The 23,040-nt window shown below is 56.4% G+C and carries 21 protein-coding genes; 14 read left to right on the forward strand and 7 right to left on the reverse strand.

The window, feature by feature from the left end; genetic code table 11:
- Positions 1 to 36: 36 nt before the first annotated feature.
- The 7 genes from SCT_RS05775 to prpB all read right to left on the reverse strand — a co-directional run bounded on the left by SCT_RS05775 (position 37) and on the right by prpB (position 6,098).
- The gene (locus tag SCT_RS05775) at positions 37 to 663 is read right to left on the reverse strand and encodes a hypothetical protein (RefSeq protein WP_059420271.1); all 627 of its coding nucleotides are present in this window, start codon (positions 661 to 663) and stop codon (positions 37 to 39) included.
- A 69-nt stretch (positions 664 to 732) separates the two neighbouring features.
- A complete protein-coding gene (locus tag SCT_RS17295; RefSeq protein ID WP_159107885.1) occupies positions 733 to 924 on the reverse strand; it encodes a hypothetical protein in 192 nt (63 codons plus the stop codon).
- 169 nt (positions 925 to 1,093) lie between these two features.
- Positions 1,094 to 1,594 carry a BCAM0308 family protein gene (locus tag SCT_RS05780; RefSeq protein ID WP_059420273.1) on the reverse strand — a complete coding sequence of 167 codons (501 nt, stop codon included), beginning with the start codon at positions 1,592 to 1,594 and terminating at the stop codon, positions 1,094 to 1,096.
- A 46-nt stretch (positions 1,595 to 1,640) separates the two neighbouring features.
- Complete coding sequence (locus SCT_RS05785) at positions 1,641 to 2,153, reverse strand: type 1 glutamine amidotransferase domain-containing protein (protein ID WP_059420275.1); 513 nt, start codon at positions 2,151 to 2,153, stop codon at positions 1,641 to 1,643.
- Between the two features lie 239 nt (positions 2,154 to 2,392).
- The gene (locus tag SCT_RS05790; protein WP_059420278.1) at positions 2,393 to 3,853 is read right to left on the reverse strand and encodes a bifunctional 2-methylcitrate dehydratase/aconitate hydratase; all 1,461 of its coding nucleotides are present in this window, start codon (positions 3,851 to 3,853) and stop codon (positions 2,393 to 2,395) included.
- Between the two features lie 114 nt (positions 3,854 to 3,967).
- On the reverse strand, positions 3,968 to 5,119 hold the full coding sequence (gene prpC, locus SCT_RS05795) for a 2-methylcitrate synthase (RefSeq protein ID WP_059420280.1): 1,152 nt from the start codon (positions 5,117 to 5,119) through the stop codon (positions 3,968 to 3,970).
- A 73-nt stretch (positions 5,120 to 5,192) separates the two neighbouring features.
- On the reverse strand, positions 5,193 to 6,098 hold the full coding sequence (gene prpB, locus SCT_RS05800) for a methylisocitrate lyase (protein WP_059420282.1): 906 nt from the start codon (positions 6,096 to 6,098) through the stop codon (positions 5,193 to 5,195).
- Positions 6,099 to 6,271: 173 nt separating this feature from the next.
- Between prpB and SCT_RS05805 the strand changes: the two genes are divergently transcribed.
- The 14 genes from SCT_RS05805 (at position 6,272) to SCT_RS05870 (ending at position 22,982) form a co-directional block, all read left to right on the forward strand.
- Entirely contained in the window at positions 6,272 to 7,006 is a 735-nt protein-coding gene (locus tag SCT_RS05805) for a GntR family transcriptional regulator (protein WP_059420284.1), read from the forward strand.
- A gap of 61 nt (positions 7,007 to 7,067) precedes the next feature.
- The gene (locus SCT_RS05810; RefSeq protein WP_059420288.1) at positions 7,068 to 8,264 is read left to right on the forward strand and encodes a malic enzyme-like NAD(P)-binding protein; all 1,197 of its coding nucleotides are present in this window, start codon (positions 7,068 to 7,070) and stop codon (positions 8,262 to 8,264) included.
- A gap of 136 nt (positions 8,265 to 8,400) precedes the next feature.
- A complete protein-coding gene (sdhC, locus tag SCT_RS05815; RefSeq protein ID WP_059420294.1) occupies positions 8,401 to 8,778 on the forward strand; it encodes a succinate dehydrogenase, cytochrome b556 subunit in 378 nt (125 codons plus the stop codon).
- Positions 8,772 to 9,122 (forward strand): succinate dehydrogenase, hydrophobic membrane anchor protein, encoded by a 351-nt coding sequence (gene sdhD, locus SCT_RS05820; RefSeq protein ID WP_059420296.1) that lies wholly within the window; start codon positions 8,772 to 8,774, stop codon positions 9,120 to 9,122. The genes sdhC and sdhD overlap by 7 nt, the downstream gene beginning before the upstream one ends.
- On the forward strand, positions 9,122 to 10,885 hold the full coding sequence (gene sdhA / locus SCT_RS05825; RefSeq protein ID WP_059420298.1) for a succinate dehydrogenase flavoprotein subunit: 1,764 nt from the start codon (positions 9,122 to 9,124) through the stop codon (positions 10,883 to 10,885). Before sdhD ends, sdhA begins: the two co-directional genes overlap by 1 nt.
- A 60-nt stretch (positions 10,886 to 10,945) precedes the next feature.
- Positions 10,946 to 11,641 carry a succinate dehydrogenase iron-sulfur subunit gene (locus tag SCT_RS05830; protein WP_059420300.1) on the forward strand — a complete coding sequence of 232 codons (696 nt, stop codon included), beginning with the start codon at positions 10,946 to 10,948 and terminating at the stop codon, positions 11,639 to 11,641.
- A 14-nt stretch (positions 11,642 to 11,655) separates the two neighbouring features.
- The gene (locus SCT_RS05835; RefSeq protein WP_237759616.1) at positions 11,656 to 11,943 is read left to right on the forward strand and encodes a succinate dehydrogenase assembly factor 2; all 288 of its coding nucleotides are present in this window, start codon (positions 11,656 to 11,658) and stop codon (positions 11,941 to 11,943) included.
- Between the two features lie 19 nt (positions 11,944 to 11,962).
- Positions 11,963 to 13,255: a citrate synthase gene (gene gltA, locus SCT_RS05840; protein WP_059420302.1), complete on the forward strand. Its 1,293-nt coding sequence runs from the start codon at positions 11,963 to 11,965 to the stop codon at positions 13,253 to 13,255.
- Positions 13,256 to 13,435: 180 nt separating this feature from the next.
- Positions 13,436 to 16,252, forward strand: a complete 2,817-nt coding sequence (locus SCT_RS05845) for a 2-oxoglutarate dehydrogenase E1 component (protein ID WP_202812130.1) — start codon at positions 13,436 to 13,438, stop codon at positions 16,250 to 16,252.
- Between the two features lie 58 nt (positions 16,253 to 16,310).
- The gene (odhB, locus tag SCT_RS05850) at positions 16,311 to 17,516 is read left to right on the forward strand and encodes a 2-oxoglutarate dehydrogenase complex dihydrolipoyllysine-residue succinyltransferase (protein WP_059420306.1); all 1,206 of its coding nucleotides are present in this window, start codon (positions 16,311 to 16,313) and stop codon (positions 17,514 to 17,516) included.
- A gap of 13 nt (positions 17,517 to 17,529) precedes the next feature.
- Positions 17,530 to 18,957 (forward strand): dihydrolipoyl dehydrogenase, encoded by a 1,428-nt coding sequence (gene lpdA, locus SCT_RS05855; RefSeq protein ID WP_059420308.1) that lies wholly within the window; start codon positions 17,530 to 17,532, stop codon positions 18,955 to 18,957.
- 23 nt (positions 18,958 to 18,980) lie between these two features.
- Positions 18,981 to 20,066 carry a cell division protein ZapE gene (gene zapE / locus SCT_RS05860; RefSeq protein WP_059420394.1) on the forward strand — a complete coding sequence of 362 codons (1,086 nt, stop codon included), beginning with the start codon at positions 18,981 to 18,983 and terminating at the stop codon, positions 20,064 to 20,066.
- 9 nt (positions 20,067 to 20,075) lie between these two features.
- The gene (locus SCT_RS05865) at positions 20,076 to 21,065 is read left to right on the forward strand and encodes an oxidoreductase (protein ID WP_059420314.1); all 990 of its coding nucleotides are present in this window, start codon (positions 20,076 to 20,078) and stop codon (positions 21,063 to 21,065) included.
- 9 nt (positions 21,066 to 21,074) lie between these two features.
- Complete coding sequence (locus SCT_RS05870) at positions 21,075 to 22,982, forward strand: propionate--CoA ligase (RefSeq protein WP_059420318.1); 1,908 nt, start codon at positions 21,075 to 21,077, stop codon at positions 22,980 to 22,982.
- Positions 22,983 to 23,040 lie beyond the last annotated feature (58 nt).

The raw sequence follows: 23,040 nt of genomic DNA on the forward strand, positions 1-23,040 counted from the left end.
ATGGCTCTGGTGAAAAGTCGTTCTTACTAATTTCAGTTATTGCGTTGTGCAATTCATCTGATTTCCGACGACGTAACAATTCGTGTGCTTGGGCATCTGTATGGGTGCTATCGTTGGCGCTTGTTGATTCATTAAATACATCAGAGCACGGTTCTTGTTCTGTTCTTCCGCAGCGGACTGTTGCTGCTGTGAGTTTTGCGTCTCTGCCGCTAATTTTTGCTGTGTGTTAGAGCGAAGCTCAGCGCGCGCTTTAGCGTATTCACCGTAAGTTAATTTGCCGTTATACAGCTCAGATGTCAGAATCATAAAGCTTGATAATGTGCTTTCGTTGATCGTGACAAATTGCGCGGGCATTTTTATTTGTGCGCTCCATTGACGCGAGAGGTTGTTGCATTCCGCCTTAGCTTTGACCCATGCAGCTATCGCTGTCTTTTCTTCTTCTGTTGGCTTTTTCATGTCGCTAAACATTTCAAGGGTCTGCTGTTCTGGCGTCCCAAGTGATACTTTGTTAGCGATTCGCGAGAATTCTGATCTATTTGGCAGCTCGTTAATGCAGGCCACGCCAGGATTTGGGATAGCCGCTGCTGAACTGTTTTCGCGCTGCATCTGATTTTGGCACCCGCTCACAAGTATAACGATAGCCAAGGTGATAATTAATCTCATGTAATATTCCCTTTTATATTGAATGTTGTGTCGTGTGACCATCTCATGAATGGCTCTCGAGCTTGCTGCTTATCTTTTGTCGGCAATAAGATATCCATAACCATCCAAGCGAGAGACGTCTACTTCCTGCACCGTTTCATTGATTGCTGTTCCATGAGCTGCGGCAATTGCTTTAAGCGTTGCTGGTCGTGGCATGCGTTTCGTCTCGTCGGTCATTATGTTGTAGGTTGTGAAGTAATACACTTTATTAACTTTTTGCATAATGTTTTATATACGCTTGATGTCTTATTCGATAAGACTGCCGAGGCAGTTACTCCATTAGCAGTTCCCCCCATTCATGTAACACGGGGGGCTACGGATACATTCTGCTTAATACCATTCCAACATCATAGGTTCATTACGTGCTTGCCACAAGCATATCTGAGGTGTCTTACCGCTCCCACACTACGCGCAGCAGGTTTTCCTGTTCGTTGTAGTGGAATTCCAGTTCGCCTTTGTAGGCATGGTGCAATGCTTCGCCGATGCCGCGGGCGAGATGGATTCCGGTGGTGGTGACCAGAGCGCCGTCATCCTGGTCTTCGATCTTGACGATGCGCTCCATGGGATGCTCCGCTTTGGCCTTTGCTTCTTCGTTCTTCACCAGATGCAGCAATTCCTCCCGGTGTTCCTTGAAGAATTGCCCGCCCACGGTCACAAATCCAGCCGGGAACTCGTCATGGATGCGATGGCAGGCAGGGCACATTTCCTCGTGGGCCTGAGCCGGTCTGGGCGCCCATTGCCAGCGTCCTTCGTGATATACGGCACCGCATACCGGGCAAGCCGTGGGTTCGGGCAGTTTGTGCTTGGCTTTGTAGGCGTCATGCCGATACTCCTGCCCCCAAATCAGACGGTCAGGCCGGATTGGTTGGAAACCTGCGAATCGGGTTTTCATTTTGTTCTCCTTGGTTGTCGTGTCGAGATAAATGCGCGGGATAGGATCAATGCACGATTTTTGATGCCATCCGGAGGGTTTCCCGCATGAAAGCGGGCAGGTCTGAGGGCTGGCGGGACGTGACCAGGTTGCCGTCCACCACCACTTCGCTGTCTTCATACAGGGCGCCGGCTTCTTTCAGTTCTTCGGCGACAGAGTGGTAGCAGGTGGCGTGTCGATCCTTGATGACGCCCGCCGTAACCAATAGCTGCGGACCGTGGCAGATGGCTGCGACCGGCTTGTTGCTGCGAAAGAAATCCTTCACGATTTCCAGCGCGGCCAGTTCCTTGCGCAGCGCTGCGGGCGCCTTGCCGCCTGGAAGAACGAGAATGTCGTAGTCTTTGGCATGAACGTCGCGCAGTGCCTTGTCTACGCTGACTTCGTAGCCGTGCTTGCCGTTGATTTTTCCCCTGGAAATGGAGGCGACATCCACCTCGAAGCCTTCTTCCTTCAGGCGGTAGTAGGGCACCAGGAGTTCGGTGTCCTCGAAATGGTCTGCGCTGATGATCAATGCTTTCATGACGCCTCCTGCTGTTCCGTCTTGCCTATAGTGATTATAGTCAAACGTTCTGGAAGCGCCTGGGATGGCTAGTAGTCAGTCAAGTTAAACCAGGAGGATCCCCCCCTTTGAAAAGGGGGGGGTAGGGGGGATTTAACGGTGGCGGCGTGACCCTGCTCTGCCAAATCCCCCTCAATCCCCCTTTTACAAAGGGGGAGGCGGCCTGTCTGTATTGCATCTGTGCGATTCAACGTGACTGACTAGATTGCCAGCATGTCCATAAATTCGTTCACCGTCGTTGCTTCAAGGCGCTTTGCATCCATGCACAACCCAAGGATCGCACTTGACTGCTTGGCGGGGAATCTCCGCGCCAGGTTCACCCTGAATTTTTTGACCAGCTCGGGGATGCCTTCTGCGCGGCGGCGGCGATGGCCGATCGGGTATTCGACTGCGATGTTTTCGGACTGGGTGCCGTCCCTGAAGAAGATTTGCAGGGCGTTGGCGATGGAGCGCTTTTCGGGGTCGAGATAATCCCTGGTGTATTGAGGATGCTCGACACATTCCATCTTGTCGCGCAGGGCGTCGATACGCGGGTTGGCGGCAACCGCATCCTCGTAATCGGCAGCGGTGAGATTGCCTTTCAGGAGGCCAACGGCGGCCATGTACTGGATGCAGTGGTCGCGGTCGGCCGGGTTATGCAGTGGGCCTTTCTTGTCGATGATGCGGATCGCCGATTCGTGGGTGGTGATGACGATCTTGTCGATCTCCGCGATCTTCTCCAGCGTGTCCAGCCGGTCGCCCAGCTGGGCATGAAGCTGGAAGGCGGCTTCCACCGCGGTCTGGGAATGGAACTCGGCGGGAAAAGAAATCTTGAACAGAATCTGCTCCATCACGTAAGAGCCGTAGGGGCGCTGGAACTTGAAGGCGTTGCCCTTGAATAATACGTCGTAAAAACCCCAGGTCTTGGCTGTGAGGGCAGAGGGGTAGCCCATTTCACCTTTGAGCGTCATCAGCGCCAGGCGCACTGCACGGCTGGTGGCATCACCCGCCGCCCAGGATTTCCGCGGACCGGTGTTGGGCGAGTGGCGATAAGTACGCAGGGCTTGGCCATCGATCCAGGCGTTGGATACGGCGTCGATGATCTCATCCCGTGAGCCGCCCAGAAGTTGTGTGACGACGGCGGTGGAGGCGATTTTCACCAGGATCACGTGATCGAGTCCAACCCGGTTGAAGCTGTTTTCCAGCGCCAGTACGCCCTGGATTTCATGCGCCTTGATCATGGCGGTCAGCACATTCTTCATGGTCAGCGCGGATTTTCCGTGCGCCACTCTGGTACGGGACAGCCAGTCGGCGGTGGCGAGGATGCCGCCAAGGTTATCGGAAGGATGGCCCCATTCGGCGGCAAGCCAGGTATCGTTGAAATCCAGCCAGCGCACCATGGCACCGATATCGAAAGCGGCTTTGACAGGATCCAACTGGAATTGTGTCCCGGGTACTCTGGCGCCGTTGAGTACCACCGTGTCTGGCACGATAGGCCCGAGCAGCTTGGTGCAGGCCGGGTAGGAGAGCGCCTCCAGGCCGCAGCCCAAGGTGTCCATCAAACAGTAGCGGGCGGTGTCGTAAGCCTCAGCGGATTTGATTTCGTAATCGCAGACGTAGTCGGCAATATCCACCAGAACCTGATCGGGTTCGGGACGGACGTTGGAGGTGTGGGAGGACATGCGGTTTCCTTTAGCTAGAAATCAATTTTTTACCGCGAGGGACGCAAAGTTCCACAAAGTAAAATCTATCCTGCAATCCTTCGCGAACCTTTGCGCCCTTTGCGGTTAAGGGGTTTAGCCTCTTTTTTCAATGGACAGGTAAGGGCGGTTCTCCGGCCCAATATATTCTGCATTCGGCCGGATGATCTTGTTGTCGATGCGCTGCTCGATGATATGCGCTGCCCAGCCGGTAGTCCGGGCGATCACGAACAGGGGGGTGAACATCTCGGTCGGCACGCCCATCATGTGATAGCTGGAGGCCGAATACCAGTCGAGGTTGGGGAACATTTTCTTGGTTTCCCACATCACTGATTCGATGCGGTCGGAGATGTTGAACAGGTTCATGTTGCTACCGTCCTCGCATAACATGCGCGACACGGTCTTGATCGCTATGTTGCGCGGATCGCCAATGGTGTAGACCGGATGGCCGAAGCCGATGATGATTTCCTTGCGCGCGATGCGACTACGGATGTCGGCCTCCGCCTCGTCCGGACTGCGGTAGCGCTGGATGATCTCCATTGCTGCTTCGTTGGCGCCGCCGTGCTTCGGGCCTCTGAGCGCGCCTATTGCGCCGGTGATGCAGGAGTGGATGTCGGACAGCGTGCCGGCAATGACCCGGGCGGTGAAGGTGGAAGCATTGAATTCGTGTTCGGCATAGAGGATCAGTGATATATCCAGCGCCTTGCTCTGGAGGTCGGAAGGCACCTTGCCGTGCAGGAGATGAAGGAAATGGCCGGCCACGGTATCGTCGTCCGTTTCCACTTCGATGCGTTTCCCGTTGTGCGAATAGTGGTACCAGTACAGCAGCATCGAGCCGAATGAGGAGACCAGACTGTCTGCGATGTCTTGTGCACCCTGGAGATTGCGATCGGGGTTCTCGGGTAGCAGGATACCCAGCATAGAACATCCGGTGCGCATCACGTCCATCGGATGCGCAGAAGAGGGGATTTGTTCGAGCACGGTTTTCAATGGTCCCGGCAGGCCACGCAGCGACTTCAGCTTGTGCTTGTAACCGTCTAGTTCGGCTTGGGTGGGCAGCGCACCGTGAATCAGCAGGTAAGCCACTTCCTCGAAAGTGGACATTTCTGCCAGCTCCAGGATGTCGTAGCCGCGGTAGTGCAGGTCGTTGCCGCTGTGGCCGACGGTGCATACGGCCGTGGTGCCAGCCACTACGCCGGACAGGGCAACTGATTTTTTCTTTTTTGGGGTGCTATCCGCTTCGCTCATTTTTTAATCTCCAAATGCTGTCAACTACAGAGACACAGACCCAACCTGAATACCCCGAAAAAACTTCGTGCCTCTATACCTTAGTGGCTAAATTGTTCTTTTCCTGAGAAAACAGCTCATCCAACTTTTGCTCGTATTCATGATAGCCAAGGTGTTCGTACAGATCCATGCGCGTCTGCATCTGGTCGAGCACCTTTTTCTGCGTTCCTTCACGGCGAATGGATTCGTAGACGTTCAGTGCGGCCTTGTTCATGGCGCGGAAGGCGGACAGCGGATAAAGCACCAGGGAAACATCCACACCCGCCAGCTCTTCTACAGTATAGAGCGGTGTCGAGCCGAATTCGGTGATATTGGCGAGCACGGGTACTTTTACTGCATCAGAGAATTTTTTGTACATGGGAAGTTCGGTGATCGCTTCCGGGAAAACCATGTCCGCACCCGCCTCGACGCAGGCACAGGCGCGGTCGATGGCGGATTGCAATCCTTCCACTGCCAAGGCATCGGTACGGGCCATGATGACAAAACCGGGGTCGGTTCTGGCATCCACCGCGGCCTTGATGCGATCCACCATCTCCGACTGTGAGACGATTGCCTTGCCAGGCCGGTGGCCGCAGCGCTTGGCCAGCACCTGGTCCTCGATATGCACGGCGGCCGCGCCAAACTTGATCATGGCTTTGACGGTGCGGGCGATGTTGAAGGCGCCACCGAAGCCGGTATCTATATCCACCAGAACCGGCAGGTGGGTTGCGTCAGTAATGCGGCGCACGTCGGTGAGCACGTCGTCGAGGGTGGAGATGCCGAGATCGGGCAAGCCGAGCGAACCCGCCGCCACGCCGCCGCCCGAGATATAGAGCGCCTTGTAGCCCGTGTGTTCTGCCAGTTTGGCATGGTAAGCATTGATCGCGCCGATGACCTGCAGGGGTTTTTCGGTAGCGACGGCAGCGCGAAAGCGCACACCAGCGGATGAAGTCTCGGTCATGTCTTACCCCTTTGTGGGAATCGCTGTTGTTTTACAAAGCATAAATTCGAGGAATGGGTATAATGTTATCGAATAAGATATATGTCAATAATCAGCTTATGTAATATGTCTTATATAAGACAGTGGATAATTTTTATTGATCGTGCTAGGGTTAAGAAAAGCAAGGGAAAGCCATGACCAAATCGCATTCGACTCCTACATTCAGACCGCTCTATGAGCAGATCAAGATTCTGATCACGCAAAGCCTTGTGGCAGGTGAATGGAGACCGGGCGAGGTGATCCCCAGCGAACTTGAACTGGCGAGCCGGTTCAAGGTTAGCCAGGGAACGGTGCGCAAGGCGATCGACGAGCTCGCAGCGGAAAATATTTTGGTGCGGCGCCAGGGGAAGGGGACATTCGTCGCCACCCATACCGAGGAGCATACTCAGTACCGTTTCCTGCGCATCGTCGAGCTGAGCGGCAGGAAGGAATTCCCGGTCAGTGAGTTGCTGCATTGCGAGCGCGGCAAGGCCGACAGCACTGCCGCGGAGCGGCTTGGGCTGAAGCGCGGGGCGCCGGTCATGATGGTGCGTCGCCTGCTCCGGTTTTCGGGAGAAGCCGTGATTCTGGATGATATCTGCCTGTCCGCCACCCTGTTCAAGGGGCTCAACGATGGCTTGATCGCCGAATTTCAGGGTACGCTTTACAGTCTTTACGAATCCCGCTATGGCACCAGGATCATCCGCGCCGAGGAGCGTATCCGGGCCGTCATGGCGGACAATGCCGTTGCGGGTCTGCTTAACATCTCGCCGAATGCGCCGCTGCTGGATATCGACCGGGTGGCCTATACTTACGGCGATCAGCCGGTGGAATGGCGCGTCAGCCGCTGCAACACACAACATCACTGCTATCTGAACGATCTGGGATGAATTTAACAGTCCTGAATAAACACACTCAGCACCCAGAATTTTAGAACTTAGGACTAAAAACATGACCACCTTAAATCAACAGGCTCTTGATTATCACGAGTTTCCCAGACCTGGAAAAATTTCGGTTGAATCATCCAAACCATGCGCCACAGCGCAGGATCTCTCTCTGGCATACACCCCCGGTGTTGCCGAGCCAGTGCGCGAAATTGCCAAAAATCCGGAAAATGCCTACCGTTACACCAACAAGGGCAACCTGGTAGCGGTAATCACCGACGGCACCGCCATTCTTGGTTTGGGCAATCTGGGCCCGCTGGCGAGCAAGCCGGTGATGGAAGGCAAGGGCATCCTGTTCAAGCGTTTTGCCAATATTGACGTGTTCGATATCGAGGTCAATGCACCCAGCATCGAGTCCTTCATCGAAACCGTGGTTAACATTTCACCGACCTTCGGCGGTATCAACCTGGAAGATATCGCCGCACCGCACTGCTTCGTGATCGAGAAGGCACTCAAGGAGCGCCTGGACATTCCGGTTTTTCACGACGACCAGCACGGCACTGCAGTGATTATTTGCGCAGGTCTGCTCAACGCGCTGGAAATACAGGGCAAGAAGCTGGAGGATGTGAAACTGGTGTGCCTCGGAGCCGGCGCTGCTGGACTGGCAGGAATGCGCCTGCTGATTTCGATGGGTGCAAAGATGGAAAACATGTTGCTGGTAGACAGCAAGGGCGTGATCCACACCGGACGCAGCGACCTGAATATCTACAAGCAGGAATTCGCCAGGGATACTCCGCTACGCACGCTGACGGATGCCATGAATGGCGCGGATGTGTTCATCGGCGTTTCCGGTTCCAACCTGGTCAGCCAGAAGATGATAAAAAGTATGGCACCCAGGCCGGTCGTGTTTGCCATGGCCAATCCCGATCCTGAAATTCTGCCTAGCGAAGCCCACGCGGCGCGCGACGACCTGATCATGGCCACCGGGCGCTCCGATTTCCCCAACCAGGTCAACAACGTGCTGGGATTCCCGTTTATTTTTCGTGGCGCTCTGGATGCACGCGCCAAGCAGATCACCGAGAAAATGCTGATCGCCGCCGTGAAAGCGCTGGCCGAACTGGCGCGCGAGCCAGTGCCGGAAGAGGTGCTCAAAGCTTACAACGCCAAGGAAATGGCTTTCGGCAGGGACTACATCCTGCCCAAGCCGTTCGATCCCCGCTTGATCGAGCGCATTCCACCGGCAGTGGCGAAAGCTGCTGAGTGACCTGGAAAATGAACAACCGGCCACAGAGCGCATAGAGGCCACGGAGAAAAACCAGGGTTTTTAATCGCCATATACTCGGTGTGCTCTGTGGCAAGGGTATTTTTGTTGGTTGTGCTTAAATCATTCGGAGGCGACTATGGCAAGAAAACGCCCCAAGTATCTTAATCTGTTCAGGATCAAGCTGCCCTTGCCGGGTATCGTCTCCTTCCTGCACCGGGTCAGCGGAGCACTGCTGTTTATCGCCATCCCCCTGTTCCTTGCCGTACTCCAGCTTACGCTAGGCTCTCAGGCAGACTTCGACACAGTGACACAGGGATTTGAAAGCCCGCTGGTCAAGTTGGTGTTGATAGTCCTGTTGTGGGGATATTCCCATCATTTTTTTGCTGGCTTGCGCTTCATCGCCATGGATATGGGCTTCGGTGTGGAACTGGCTAAGACCCGTCTGAACAGCTGGCTGGTTATGGCTTTCAGCCTGACCCTGACGGCGATGATAGGGGGGTGGCTATTATGGTAGAGCGTATCGTCAGCGGAGCCCATTACGGCCTGCGCGACTGGTTGATGCAGCGCATCACGGGCGTCGCCATGGCGCTTTACTCGCTTTTCATGGTGGCCTTTCTGCTGACCCATCAGCCGCTCCAGTTCGAGGAATGGAGCGGTCTGTTTCACAACCAGTGGATGCGCCTTGCCAGTCTGCTTTTCCTGCTCAGCCTTTACCTCCACGCCTGGGTTGGGGTCAGGGACATCTTGATGGATTATGTGCACCATACCGTGCTCAGGTTGACACTCGAGGCGCTGGTCATACTCGCTCTGGTCGGCTGTACTGCGTGGTCGGTGCAGATTTTATGGAGTATCCGATAGTGGCCATCGCCAAACGTACTTTTGATGCATTGATCATTGGCGGCGGCGGGGCGGGCCTGCGTGCGGCGCTGCAACTGTCCCACGCCAATCTGAAGGTGGCGGTGGTGTCCAAGGTCTTCCCGACCCGCTCCCATACCGTTTCAGCCCAGGGCGGCATTGCCGCGTCCCTGGGCAACGTCAGCGAGGATAACTGGCACTGGCATATGTACGACACGGTGAAAGGATCGGATTATCTGGGAGATCAGGATGCCATTGAATTCATGTGCCGACAGGCCAACGAGGCAGTGATCGAGCTGGAGCATTTCGGCATGCCGTTCGACCGCCTGCCCAATGGTAAAATTTATCAGCGGCCGTTCGGTGGAATGACGCAGAATTACGGCGGAGCGCCGGTGATGCGCACCTGTGCCGTTGCCGACCGCACCGGCCATGCCATGCTGCATACCTTGTACCAGCGCAACATCGCTGCCAAGACCCATTTTTTCGAGGAATACTTCGCGGTCGATCTGGTGATGGATGGTCACGGCTATGCTCTGGGTGCGGTGGCGCTCGAGATTGAATCAGGCGAGCCGATCTTTATCGAGGCGCGTGCCACGCTGCTGGCTACGGGGGGCGCCGGACGCATCTTCAGCGCCACGACCAATGCCCTGATCAATACCGGCGACGGTCTCGGCATGGCGCTACGCGCCGGCATTCCGCTCGAGGACATGGAATTCTGGCAGTTCCACCCGACAGGCATTGCCGGGGCTGGCGTGCTGGTGACGGAAGGGGTGCGCGGAGAGGGCGGCTACCTGGTCAACAAGGATGGCGAGCGTTTCATGGAGCGCTACGCGCCCAGCGCCAAGGACCTTGCTTCGCGTGATGTGGTGTCCCGCGCCATGGCAGTGGAAATCCACGAAGGGCGCGGTTGCGGCAAGGACGGCGATTACGTCGAGCTGAAGCTCGATCATCTCGGGCCGGAGGTGATCCAGCATCGCCTCCCTGGCATCCGTGATCTTTCCATCAAGTTTGCTCACGTCGACCCGATCGAGGCACCGATCCCTGTGGTGCCTACGGTGCACTACATGATGGGCGGCATTCCCACCAATCTGCAAGGACAGGTGGTAATGCCGACCACTACCGCCCCGGAGGAGGCCGTGCTCGGGCTTTATGCCATCGGCGAATGCGCCTGCGTTTCGGTGCACGGAGCCAACCGCCTGGGCAGCAATTCACTGCTCGACCTGATCGTGTTCGGGCGCGCCGCGGGCAACCACGTCATCGAATACCTGAAGGAGAATCCATTCCCCCGTCCCGTCCCGGATGGCGCCCTGGATCTGCCTATGGCGCGCTTGAGCCGCTGGGATGCCAAGCGCGACGGCATTACCGTGGACGAGTTGCGCGAACAGATGCGCAAGACCATGCAAAGGCATTGCGGCGTGTTCCGCAAGGAAGAGGTGCTGCAGGAAGGGGTAAGGGAAATGCTGGAAATTGCTGCGCGCCTGCCGGATGTAATGCTGCGCGATCACAGCAAGATCTACAACACTGGCCGGATCGAAGCACTGGAACTGGAAAATCTGATGGGAGTGGCGCTGGCGACGATGATTTCGGCCGCAGCGCGCCAGGAGAGCCGTGGAGCCCATGCACGCGACGACTACCCGCTGCGTGACGATGACAACTGGCTGAAGCATACACTGTATTTCAGCGAAGGACACCGCCTGGATTACAAGCCGGTACGGCTGAAACCGTTGACGGTGGAGCCTTTCAAGCCAAAGGCGAGGGTATATTGAGTAATGGGTAAACGGTGATGGGTTTCCCCATCACTCATTTCTCATCACCAGGAGAATTAAATGCGCTTCTCGATCTACCGTTATAATCCGGAAACCGATTCCAAGCCTCACATGCAAGACTATGAGCTAGATATCGAGGCCGGCAACATGATGTTGCTCGACGCCATTCTGCTGCTCAAGGCACAGGACGAAACCCTGAGCGTTCGCCGCTCCTGCCGCGAAGGGGTGTGTGGCTCGGACGCCATGAACATCAACGGGCGCAACGGGCTCGCCTGCGTTACGCCACTGTCCGGGCTCAAGCAGCCGATCGAACTGCGCCCGTTGCCTGGCCAGCCGGTGGTTCGCGACTTGGTGGTGGATCTAAGCCAGTTCTACAAACAATACCGCTCGATCAAACCCTACCTCATCAACAACGAACCGGAACCGGAAATCGAGCGTCTGCAATCACCCGAAGACAGGGAAAAGCTGGACGGTCTGTACGAGTGCATTTTGTGCGCATGCTGCTCCACTGCCTGCCCGTCGTTCTGGTGGAACCCCGACAAATTCGTCGGCCCGGCTGGGTTGTTGCAGGCTTATCGGTTTATCGCCGATACACGCGACCAGGCTACCAACGAGCGCCTGGATAACCTGGAAGACCCCTACCGGTTATTTCGCTGCCACAGTATCATGACTTGTGTGGATGTCTGCCCGAAGGGCCTGAATCCGACCGGCGCGATCGGTAAAATCAAGGAAATGCTAGTCAAGCGCACGGTTTGAGTGGGGAGAGAAGAGTGATCAGCGAGGAGGAGAATAGCGTCGGCGATCTTACGCCTTGCCCCTCACCGCTCACCCATCACAGCCGTATCCGCTGGGACTGCCGTCGCGGAATGCTGGAACTCGACATTGTTCTGGCGCGATTTATGGAGCAGAATTTCGAGCGGCTTACGCAGCAGGAAGTGGAAGCATTCAAGGAGCTGCTGGCTTATTCCGACCCGGATTTATGGGGACTGCTCCAGAGCACTGATACCGGCGTGGATGATAATGTAAGAAAGGTGTTGCTGTTGCTGCGCCAATATTAATTGAAGAGGAATACGAGACATGGGTGAACGTAAGGCTTATCTCAAAATCGACGGTGGCGAGGAGATCGAATTGCCGGTACTTTCCGGTACCCTTGGCCCGGATGTGATCGATATCCGCAGCCTGGGAAAATACGGGATATTTACCTACGATCCCGGCTACCAGTCCACGGCCAGTTGCAGTTCGAAAATCACCTATATCGACGGCGACGAGGGCATTCTGCTCTATCGCGGTTACCCCATTGAGCAGTTGGCAGAACACGCCGACTTCATCGAGGTCTGCCACCTGCTTTATTACGGCGAACTACCCTCCCAGGAACAGAAGCAGGCGTTCGATTCGATCATACGCCAACACACCATGGTGCATGACCAAGTCAACAACTTTTACCGGGGATTCCGCCGCGACGCCCATCCCATGGCTTCAATGGTTGGGGTAGCGGGAGCGCTGTCTGCCTTCTACCCGGATTCCGGCGATGTATCCGACCCGCGCCACCGCGAAATTTCTGCCCACCGGCTGCTTGCCAAGGTGCCTACCATTGCGGCCATGAGCTACAAGTACAATATCGGCCAACCCTTCGCCTACCCCAAAAACTCACTTTCTTACGCAGCGAACTTTCTGCATATGATGTTCTCTACGCCCTGCGAGGAATACGTGCCCAACCCAGTGATGGTCAGGGCGATGGACCGGATTTTTACGCTTCATGCCGATCACGAGCAGAACGCCTCCACTTCCACAGTTCGCCTCGCTGGTTCCAGCGGCGCCAATCCTTTCGCCTGCATCGCCTCCGGCATAGCCTCCCTGTGGGGACCCGCTCACGGCGGTGCCAACGAGGCTGTGCTCAACATGCTGGAAGAGATCGGGGATGTATCTAAAATTACAAAACTTATTGAGCGCGCCAAGGACAAGAGCAATCCATTCCGCCTGATGGGCTTTGGCCACCGCGTGTACAAGAACTTCGACCCGCGCGCCAACCTGATGCGGCAAACCTGCCATGAGGTACTCAATGAGCTGGGCTGTCAGGATGACCGACTGTTCCAGATCGCCCTCGAACTGGAACGCATTGCCCTGGAAGACGAATATTTCATCGAGAAAAAGCTCTATCCGAACGTGGACTTCTATTCGGGCATAGTGCTGCGGGCCATTGGCATCCCAACCAACATGTTTACCGCGATTTTCGCCATTTCACGCACCATCGGCTGGATTACCCAATGGAATGAAATGATTGCCGACCCAGAACAGAAAATTGGGCGCCCGCGCCAGCTGTTCCTGGGTCCAAAAAAGCGGGATTTCGTGCCGATTTCGAAGCGTGGATAACGCGGGTGAGGGGTGCACCACAAGAGTGCTCCGACTTTCTATGCGCTGAAGCTCATGAAAGGTCGTATTAAGGAGTAAAAGCAGTGACGTGGCCGCTTTTGATTTTGTCTCCTCACTGATGTCTCCTCACTCCTTGCACGCTGTAAGTCACACGTAGGAGAAGAGAAAAGCATGGGCGTAATGAAGGAGATGCAGGACAACTCGGCTCTCTATGACGGAAATGCGCCGTTCATTGAGGAGCTGTACGAGCTCTATCTGGGCAATCCCGCGCAGGTCAGCGAGGAATGGCGGGCGTATTTCGACCACCTGCAGAAAATGCCTGGGGCGGTTGCCATGGACGTTCCCCACTCAGCGGTGGTACAGTCGTTCGCCGAGCGTGCCAGACATCCCTGTGTTCCGGTTCAGGGCGCCGACGTCGATGCTCTGGTCAACAAACAGATTGCCGTACTTCAACTCATCAATGCCTATCGCTTCCGCGGCATGATGCGGGCGAACGTCGACCCTCTCAAGCGCCGCGAGCTGCCCGATGTGCCTGAACTGCAGCCCGAGTTCTACGGTCTGAACGATGCAGATTTATCCCATGTATTCAAAACCGGATCATTCCTGGCCCCGGAATCTTCAACCCTGCACGATATATTGCGGATACTCAGGGAAACCTACTGCGGCAACATTGGTTCCGAATACATGTACCTCTCGGATACCACGCAAAAACGCTGGGTACAGGACCGGATCGAACCCAACCGCGCGCAACCGCAGTTTTCCCCTGAAAGCAAGCGCCGCATTCTGGAGCAACTCACAGCGGCGGAAACGCTGGAGAAATACCTGCATACTCGCTATGTCGGGCAGAAGCGATTCTCACTGGAAGGCAGCGACAGCCTGATTCCTTTGCTGAACCACCTGATTCAGCGTGCCGGCAGTCAGGGCGTGCAGGAGATGGTGATCGGCATGGCGCACCGCGGCCGTCTCAATGTGCTGGTCAATACCATTGGCAAGCTGCCGGGCGACCTGTTTCTGGAATTCGAGGGCAAGCATGCTGCGAGCAGCAAACTACCTTCCGGAGACGTCAAGTATCACCAGGGTTTCTCCACTGACGTCGCTACTCCGGGAGGGCCGATGCACCTTACGCTGGCGTTCAATCCCTCGCATCTGGAAATCGTCAACCCGGTGGTGGAAGGCTCGGTGCGCGCACGCCAGCAGCGGCGTCATGATGTGGTAGGTGACCAGGTGGTGCCGGTACTGATTCACGGCGATGCCGCCTTTGCCGGTCAAGGCGTGGTGATGGAAACCCTGAACCTGTCCAAAACGCGTGGCTTCGGTACCGGTGGCACGGTGCATATCGTCATCAACAATCAGATCGGCTTCACCACTTCCGACCCGCGCGACACTCGTTCCACACTCTATTGCACCGACGTGGCGAAAATGGTGGCCGCACCAATTTTCCACGTCAACGGCGATGATCCCGAGGCAGTGCTGCTGGTCACCGAAATCGCACTCGATTTTCGCATGAACTTCCACAAGGACGTTGTCATCGACCTGGTGTGCTATCGGCGGCTTGGGCACAATGAACAGGATGAGCCGATGGTGACCCAGCCGTTAATGTATAAGGCTATCGCGCAGCATCCCACCACACGCAAGCTCTATGCCGACAGGCTGATCGCCGAAAGCGTACTTTTACCGCATGATCCCGAGGAAATGATCGCTGCCTACCGCCGGGATCTCGACGCCGGCGTTTCCGTGAACAGAAGCGTGTTGACCAATTTCAAGCAGTCATTTGCGACTGACTGGGCGCCCTTCAAAAAAGGCAAATGGACCGATCCAGCCAACACAAGTGTGCCGAAAGCCGACCTGCGGCGCCTGTCGGGTGTGCTGACTACCACACCCCCAAATTTCAAGCTTCACCCCAGGGTTGAAAAAATCATTGCAGATCGCCGCCTGATGGGGGAGGGCAAGCTGCCGCTGGATTGGGGCATGGCGGAAAACCTGGCCTACGCCACCCTGCTGGAAAACGGTTTTGCGGTACGCTTATCAGGACAAGATAGCGGGCGAGGCACCTTCTTCCATCGACATGCGGTTTTGCACGACCAGAACCGCGAAAAATGGGATGACGGTGCCTATTTGCCTTTGCAGAACATTGCTGAAAATCAACCCCGTTTTCTGGCTATCGATTCTGTTCTGTCGGAAGAGGCGGTGCTCGGTTTCGAGTATGGCTATGCGTCGGCCGAGCCGAACGAACTGGTTATCTGGGAGGCGCAGTTCGGTGATTTTGCCAATGGCGCCCAAGTGGTGATCGACCAGTTCATCAGTGCCGGCGAGGCCAAATGGGGTAGGCTGTGTGGCTTGGTGATGCTGCTGCCGCACGGTTTTGAGGGGCAGGGTCCTGAGCACTCTTCGGCACGCCCGGAACGCTACCTGCAATTGTGTGCCGAAGACAACATCCAGGTATGCATGCCCACCACGGCAGCACAAATATTCCATTTGCTGCGCCGGCAGATGGTGCGGCCCTATCGAAAACCATTGATTGTGATGACCCCGAAGAGTTTGCTGCGCCACAAGGACGCAATGTCGTCGCTGGAAGATCTGGCAAAAGGGAAATTTCATCCAGTGATCGGCGAAGTGGATGTCGCCGACCCGGATCAGGTTACTCGCGTTGTGGCGTGCAGTGGCAAGGTCTACTACGATTTGCTGGCGGCACGGCGCGAGCGCAAGTTCAACCATATCGCTATCGTCCGCGTCGAGCAGCTTTATCCTTTTCCGGTAGAGCAATTCACGACCGAGATGCAACGCTACAAGAAGGCTAAGGAACTGGTGTGGGCACAGGAAGAGCCGATGAACCAGGGAGCCTGGTATCAGATCCAGCATCATCTGCGCGACTGTCTGTCGGCCAAACAGCAGCTTTTCTATGCCGGACGCCCTGCGTCAGCATCGCCTGCAGTGGGCTATGCTGCAAAGCATCAGGAGCAGCAGCAAGCCTTGGTGGACGCAGCGATAAATAAATAAATAAATAAATAAATAAATAAATAATAATAGTTTCATCAAGTTATCGGAGATAGTTAAGATGTTAATAGAAGTTAAGGTGCCGGTTTTATCTGAATCCATTTCCGAGGCCACACTGCTTTCATGGCACAAAAAAGTGGGCGATGCCGTGGTACGTGACGAGATCTTGATCGATGTTGAAACCGACAAGGTAGTGCTGGAACTGCCCGCGCCTCAGTCCGGTATTTTGGCGAAAATTATCAAGGGTGACGGACTATCCGTGAATAGTGACGAGGTGATCGCTGTGATAGATACCGAGGCAAATACCAGCACTGAGATAACAGCAGTGCCGAATCCTGAGAAAAGCACTTCAAACACAGCACTCAGTACTCAGTACTCGCTAAGCCCGGCAGTGCGTAAACTGGTGGCCGAGCATCATCTCAATCCGGCAGAAATCAGTGGCAGCGGCCAAGGCGGACGCATCACCAAGGAAGACGTGCTGTCCCACCTCGAAAAACCGGCCAGCCCAGCGGCGCTAGCTGCACCAGTGAACACTCCATCTGTGGCGACTGTAAGCCCTGCCGGCCCCCGACCGGAGCAGCGCGTGCCGATGACCCGGCTGCGTGCACGCGTCGCCGAGCGCTTGGTTGAGGCCCAGCAAACCGCCGCCATTCTCACCACCTTCAACGAAGCCAACATGCAGCCAGTGATGGAACTGCGCAACCGCTACAAGGAAAAATTCGAGAAGGAGCACGGCGTCAAGCTGGGCTTCATGTCCTTCTTCGTCAAGGCGGCGATCGCGGCGCTGAAGAAATACCCGATCGTCAACGCCTTTATAGACGACAGCGATATTGTCTATCACGGCTACTACGACATCGGCATCGCAGTGAGCAGCCCACGGGGTCTGGTGGTGCCTATCCTGCGCGACGCCGATCAGCTTTCCATCGCCGATATCGAGAAGAAAATTGCCGATTTTGGCGCTCGCGCCAAGGATGGCAAACTGACCATCGAGGAACTCACCGGTGGTACCTTCACTATCTCCAACGGCGGCGTATTCGGTTCAATGATGTCGACCCCCATCCTGAATCCTCCGCAATCGGCCATCCTCGGCATGCACAAGACCTATGATCGTCCCGTGGTGGAAAATGGCCAGATTGTCATCCGTCCCATGATGTATTTGGCACTGTCCTACGACCATCGCATCATTGATGGCCGTGAAGCGGTGTTGTCGCTGGTGGCAATCAAGGAAGCGCTGGAAGATCCGGCGCGCATGCTGCTGCAGATATAGAGGAAGGAAAATCATGTCCGTAACCTATGATGTGGCTGTAATCGGCGCTGGCCCGGCCGGATATGTCTCGGCTATTCGTTGTGCCCAGCTCGGCCTGAATACGGTGTGCATCGACGACTGGAAAAACCAGGATGGCAAGGCCAGTTTGGGCGGAACCTGTCTCAACGTTGGCTGCATTCCCTCCAAAGTGCTGCTCGAATCCTCGGAGAACTACGAACGCGTACAGGAAAAATTTCCCGCTCACGGCATCACGGTCGAGGGGCTGAAACTGGATGTCGGTACCATGCTGGCGCGCAAGGAAAAGATCGTGCGTACCCTGACCGACGGCATTTCTCTGCTATTCAGGAAGAACAAGGTGGCCATCATCCACGGACGGGCCCGTTTTAACGGGGGTGGAGCACTATGGAAACTCGAAGTGGTGCGGCATGACGGAAAGACGGAATCGGTCGAGGCCACGCATGTGATCATTGCCACCGGCTCTACCCCGCGCCAACTGCCGCAGGTGCCAGTGGACAACAAGCGGGTGGTGGACAATGTCGGTGCGCTTGACTTCAAGGAAGTGCCGAAAAGGCTTGGCATCATCGGCGCTGGCGTCATCGGCCTGGAACTGGGCAGCGTATGGCGCCGGCTGGGTTCGAATGTCACCCTGTTCCAGCCAAACGATACCTTCCTGTCCAGCGTGGATGAGCAGATCGCAGCCGAGGCGCTGCGCATCTTTACGCGCCAAGGGCTGCTGATCCATCGTGGCGTCAAGTTCTCTGCGATCAAGGTGAGCAGCAAAAACGTCAGTGTCGAATTCGAAAACAAGGAAGGCGCCCAGAAGCTGTTGTTCGACAAGCTGATAGTGGCGATCGGACGTGTTCCCAATACTGCCGGCCTGGATGCTGGCAAGGCCGGGCTCAAGTTCGATGAACATGGATACATCGATGTGGACGAGCATTGCCGCACCAACTTGACGAATGTCTACGCCATCGGTGATGTGGTGCGTGGACCCATGCTGGCTCACAAGGGTTCGGAAGAAGGTGTCGCAGTAGCCGAGCTGATCTCTGGTCAGGCCGGGCACGTTAATTATGCAACTATCCCCTGGGTGATCTATACCTCACCGGAAATCGCCTGGGTAGGGCAGACCGAGCAAGCGCTGAAAGTCGCTGGAGTGGAATACCACAAGGGAACCTTCCCGTTCAGTGCCAATGGCCGCGCCCATGCCTTGCAGGAAACAACCGGCCTGGTCAAGGTTCTGGCCGATGCCAAAACCGACCGTATCCTCGGCGTGCACATCATTGGCCCGTGCGCTTCCGAACTGATTCAGGAAGCGGTGGTGGCAATGGAATTCGCGGCGAGCAGCGAGGACATCGCCCGCATCGTGCATGCCCATCCCTCGCTTTCGGAGTCCTTGCATGAGGCGGCACTGGGCGTGACCCAGCGGTCGATTCATATTTGATGTTTGCTGGCGGCGGGTTAAATATGAACCTGGCGGAATGCGTCCACCAGCGGGCTTGCCAGCACGATATCGTGCTGGATGAGGCGCAACAGCATGCCGTGGATCGTCTGCAGCACCTTTACTATGCCTTGCTTGAAAGCGAAGTGCGCAAGAACCGGTTCCTGCACAAGTTGTTCGGCAGGAAACAGCATCATGTACGCGGACTGTATTTGTGGGGTGGGGTCGGCCGCGGTAAAAGCTTTCTGATGGATGTCTTTTTCTCCAGCGTGCCACTCGAGCAGAAGAAGCGGGTGCATTTTCACCGCTTCATGCAGGATGTTCATGCCGAGCTCGACACCATCAAGCATCACGCCGACCCGCTGGTGATCGTGGCGCAGCGCATTGCACAGCAGGCGCGCCTGATCTGTTTCGATGAATTCCATGTCAGCGATATCGCCGATGCCATGCTGCTGGGGCGGCTGTTGCGCGAACTGCTGCAGCAGGGCGTGGTACTGGTCGCCACCTCGAACCACAAACCGGATGAACTTTACATGCACGGCCTGCAACGCAGCCGCTTTCTGCCCGCCATCGCCCTTCTCAAGGAACGGCTGGACGTGGTTGAAATCGACGCCGGCATCGACTACCGGCTGCGCATGCTGGAAAGGGTCAGGGCCTACCATTTTCCCCTCGACGAAGTGGCTGAAGCCAGTCTTGGTACTGCTTTTTCCAGTCTTGCCGGCGGAGAGGGAGCAAGCCATGTTTCCCTGAAGATAGAAGGGCGCCGGATAAGCACAAAACGCTCAGCGCCCGGCGTGGTCTGGTTCGACTTCCAGACCATTTGCGGTGCACCGCGAGGGCAGGCGGACTATATTGAAATTGCACGGCGCTTCCATACCGTGCTGATTTCCGGCATTCCGAAAATGTCGCCTGAACAGGCGGCTGAAGCACGGCGCTTTACCTGGCTGGTAGATGAATTCTACGACCGGCGGGTGAAGCTGATCGTGTCGGCACAGGTGCCGCCACAGGAACTGTATCCGGGTGGCCCGCATGCCGAAGAATTCCATCGTACCATCAGCCGGTTAACGGAAATGCAGTCGCGCCAGTACCTGGCTCAACCGCACTTACCTTGAGGGAGGAGCATGCACCGATTTAACGCTTACCGTATTTTCGAAAAAGAGGGTCAGGTGTCGGCCCGGTTGGTCGAACTCGGGATTGACGATCTCGATCCGGGTGAGGTGCTGATCAGGAACAGCCATTCCAGCGTCAATTACAAGGATGCCCTTGCCGCTACCGGCACGGGCAGGGTTGTCCGTCGTTTTCCTGTCATTGGAGGGGTCGACGTGGCGGGAACGGTAGCCACTTCCGGCGATAAGCGTTTCCGGGAAGGTGAATCCGTACTTGTCACCGGCTACGGCATGGGAGTAGAGCATGACGGCGGCTATGCCGAGTATTCCCGCGTACCTGCCGACTGGGTGGTGCCTCTGCCGCAGGGAATGAGCACTGCCGATGCGATGGCAATCGGCACGGCGGGTTTTACCGCCGCGCTGGCGATCATGCGCATGGAGCAGAACGGCCTCAAGCCGGCCAACGGCCCCGTGGTGGTGACCGGCGCTTCGGGAGGGGTGGGCAGCGTGGCCGTGGATTTGCTCGCCGGACTGGGATACGAAGTGACAGCAATCAGCGGCAAGGACGATCAGCACGAATATTTGCGCCATTTGGGCGCATCCCAGGTGCTGTCGCGCCATACCCTGGAAATGGGCAGAAAGCCTCTGGAAAAGACAATCTGGGCGGGCGCGGTTGATCCGGTTGGGGGCGAGACGCTTGCCTGGCTTACCCGCACCATGAAACAGCACGGAACGATTGCCAGCTGCGGCCTGACGGCAGGGGTCGAACTGCACACCACGGTGATGCCGTTCATCCTGCGCGGTGTCAGTTTGCTCGGCATCGATTCGGTGCAGTGCCCGATGGATTTGCGGCGAAGAGTCTGGGAGCGGCTGGCCAGCGACATGAGGCCGCGCCATCTCAAGGAAATGACGCGCACCATCCATTTCGAACAGTTGCCCGAAACCTTCGACGCGTTATTGAAGGGCGCGGTAAAGGGCAGGGTGGTGGTTAAAATTCAGGAATGAGGGGGAAAAATGGGCAAGTACCAGGACTTTTACCGGAAATCGATCGACGAGCCTGATGAATTCTGGGCCGAGCAGGCTAGACTGATCGACTGGCACAAGCCGTTTGACCAGGTGCTGGACTACAGCCGACCTCCATTCACCCGATGGTTTGTCGGCGGCCTCACCAACCTGTGCCATAACGCCGTGGACCGCCACTTGAAAGACCGTCCTGAGCAGAAGGCGCTGGTTTACATCTCCACCGAAACCGGTCAGCAGCAGGCCTACACCTACCGCGAACTACATGCCGAGACCAACCGTTTTGCCGCAGTATTGCGCGAGCAGGGCGTGGAGAAGGGGGACCGCGTCATCATCTACATGCCGATGATCCCTGAAGCGGTTTTTGCCATGCTCGCCTGTGCGCGGCTGGGGGCCATCCATTCCGTGGTGTTCGGCGGCTTCGCTTCGGCCAGTCTGGCGACCCGCATCGACGATGCCAAACCCCGGCTGATGGTGACCGCCGATGCCGGCATGCGCGGCGGCAAGATCATTCCTTACAAGCACCTGGTGGACGAGGCGCTACGGCTGTCCAGCCATCCTCCGCAGAAGCTGGTGATCGTCAACCGTGGTCTCGACAAGGAAATGTCGATAACCGCCGGCCGTGATCTGGATTATGCCAGCCTACGCGATCAGCATATGGATGACCGGATCGATCCGGTGTGGCTGGAGTCGTCCGATCCCAGTTATATCCTCTACACGTCAGGCACCACCGGCAAACCCAAGGGCGTACAGCGCGATACCGGTGGCTACGCGGTGGCGCTGGCGGCTTCCATGCGCCACATCTACGCCGGGCAGCCGGGCGAAACCCTGTTTACCACCAGCGACATCGGCTGGGTGGTGGGGCACTCCTACATTGTCTATGGTCCGCTGATCAACGGCATGACTACCATCCTGTATGAGGGTCTGCCGGTCCGGCCCGATCCGGCAATCTGGTGGAAGATCGTGGAGGAGAATAAGGTCGGCGTGATGTTTTCATCGCCCACAGCGATTCGAGTGCTGAAAAAACAGCCGCCTGAATTCCTGCAAAAACATGACGTCTCTTCGCTGCGTAACCTGTATCTTGCTGGTGAACCGCTGGACGAGCCGACCGCACGCTGGATCGCCGGCGCGCTCAAAGTCAATATCATCGACAACTACTGGCAGACCGAGACCGGCTGGCCGATCCTCTCCAGCGTGCCGGGCATAGAGGATACGCCACGCAAGTTCGGTTCACCCAGCTTCCAAGTGTATGATTTTAAACTGAAACTGCTGCACGAGAGTACCGGTCAGGAAGTGGGAGTCAACGAGAAAGGCGTACTGGTAGCAGTACCCCCGCTGCCACCGGGTTGTTTGTCCACGATATGGGGCGACGACACGCGCTTCGTCAACACCTATTTCTCGAATTTCGAGACCGAACTGGTTTATTCCACCTTCGACTGGGCGACCCGTGACGAGGATGGCTACTATTTCATTCTTGGCCGCACCGACGATGTCATCAATGTCGCCGGACATCGCCTGGGCACGCGCGAGATTGAGGAGGCCATTCAGGCCCATCCCAACATCGCCGAAGTGGCGGTGGTTGGCGTTTACGACGAGGTGAAGGGGCAGGCGATCATGGCCTTCGCTGTGACCAAGGATGCGGGCTGCACTTCAACGCCGGAAAGTGCTACCCAGATGGAAAAGGAAGTGATGGCGACTGTAGACAAGGAACTCGGCGCCATCGCCCGTCCAGCCAAGGTGCACTTCGTTTCCGCTTTGCCGAAAACCCGCTCTGGCAAGCTCCTGCGCCGCAGCATGCAGGCGCTGGCGGAAGGGCGCGAACCTGGAGATTTGACCACGCTGGACGATCCGACTTCTCTTGAACTGATACGGAATGTCATTGCGCAATGGCGAAAAGACTGACTATTTGGGGCTCACAGTTTGTATTATCGGACGTTATTCCGTAACCTATATCCAGTCA

Origin of the sequence: Sulfuricella sp. T08, from assembly GCF_000971475.1 — a bacterium.
Taxonomy (GTDB): domain Bacteria; phylum Pseudomonadota; class Gammaproteobacteria; order Burkholderiales; family Sulfuricellaceae; genus Sulfuricella.

Bases quoted from the DNA above. Each gene is read 5' to 3' on its own strand.
- SCT_RS05775 (WP_059420271.1), bottom strand. From the start codon at position 663: ATGAGATTAATTATCACCTTGGCTATCGTTATACTTGTGAGCGGGTGC.
- SCT_RS17295 (WP_159107885.1), bottom strand. From the start codon at position 924: ATGCAAAAAGTTAATAAAGTGTATTACTTCACAACCTACAACATAATG.
- SCT_RS05780 (WP_059420273.1), bottom strand. From the start codon at position 1,594: ATGAAAACCCGATTCGCAGGTTTCCAACCAATCCGGCCTGACCGTCTG.
- SCT_RS05785 (WP_059420275.1), bottom strand. From the start codon at position 2,153: ATGAAAGCATTGATCATCAGCGCAGACCATTTCGAGGACACCGAACTC.
- SCT_RS05790 (WP_059420278.1), bottom strand. From the start codon at position 3,853: ATGTCCTCCCACACCTCCAACGTCCGTCCCGAACCCGATCAGGTTCTG.
- prpC (WP_059420280.1), bottom strand. From the start codon at position 5,119: ATGAGCGAAGCGGATAGCACCCCAAAAAAGAAAAAATCAGTTGCCCTG.
- prpB (WP_059420282.1), bottom strand. From the start codon at position 6,098: ATGACCGAGACTTCATCCGCTGGTGTGCGCTTTCGCGCTGCCGTCGCT.
- SCT_RS05805 (WP_059420284.1), top strand. From the start codon at position 6,272: ATGACCAAATCGCATTCGACTCCTACATTCAGACCGCTCTATGAGCAG.
- SCT_RS05810 (WP_059420288.1), top strand. From the start codon at position 7,068: ATGACCACCTTAAATCAACAGGCTCTTGATTATCACGAGTTTCCCAGA.
- sdhC (WP_059420294.1), top strand. From the start codon at position 8,401: ATGGCAAGAAAACGCCCCAAGTATCTTAATCTGTTCAGGATCAAGCTG.
- sdhD (WP_059420296.1), top strand. From the start codon at position 8,772: ATGGTAGAGCGTATCGTCAGCGGAGCCCATTACGGCCTGCGCGACTGG.
- SCT_RS05830 (WP_059420300.1), top strand. From the start codon at position 10,946: ATGCGCTTCTCGATCTACCGTTATAATCCGGAAACCGATTCCAAGCCT.
- gltA (WP_059420302.1), top strand. From the start codon at position 11,963: ATGGGTGAACGTAAGGCTTATCTCAAAATCGACGGTGGCGAGGAGATC.
- SCT_RS05845 (WP_202812130.1), top strand. From the start codon at position 13,436: ATGAAGGAGATGCAGGACAACTCGGCTCTCTATGACGGAAATGCGCCG.
- odhB (WP_059420306.1), top strand. From the start codon at position 16,311: ATGTTAATAGAAGTTAAGGTGCCGGTTTTATCTGAATCCATTTCCGAG.
- lpdA (WP_059420308.1), top strand. From the start codon at position 17,530: ATGTCCGTAACCTATGATGTGGCTGTAATCGGCGCTGGCCCGGCCGGA.
- zapE (WP_059420394.1), top strand. From the start codon at position 18,981: ATGAACCTGGCGGAATGCGTCCACCAGCGGGCTTGCCAGCACGATATC.
- SCT_RS05865 (WP_059420314.1), top strand. From the start codon at position 20,076: ATGCACCGATTTAACGCTTACCGTATTTTCGAAAAAGAGGGTCAGGTG.
- SCT_RS05870 (WP_059420318.1), top strand. From the start codon at position 21,075: ATGGGCAAGTACCAGGACTTTTACCGGAAATCGATCGACGAGCCTGAT.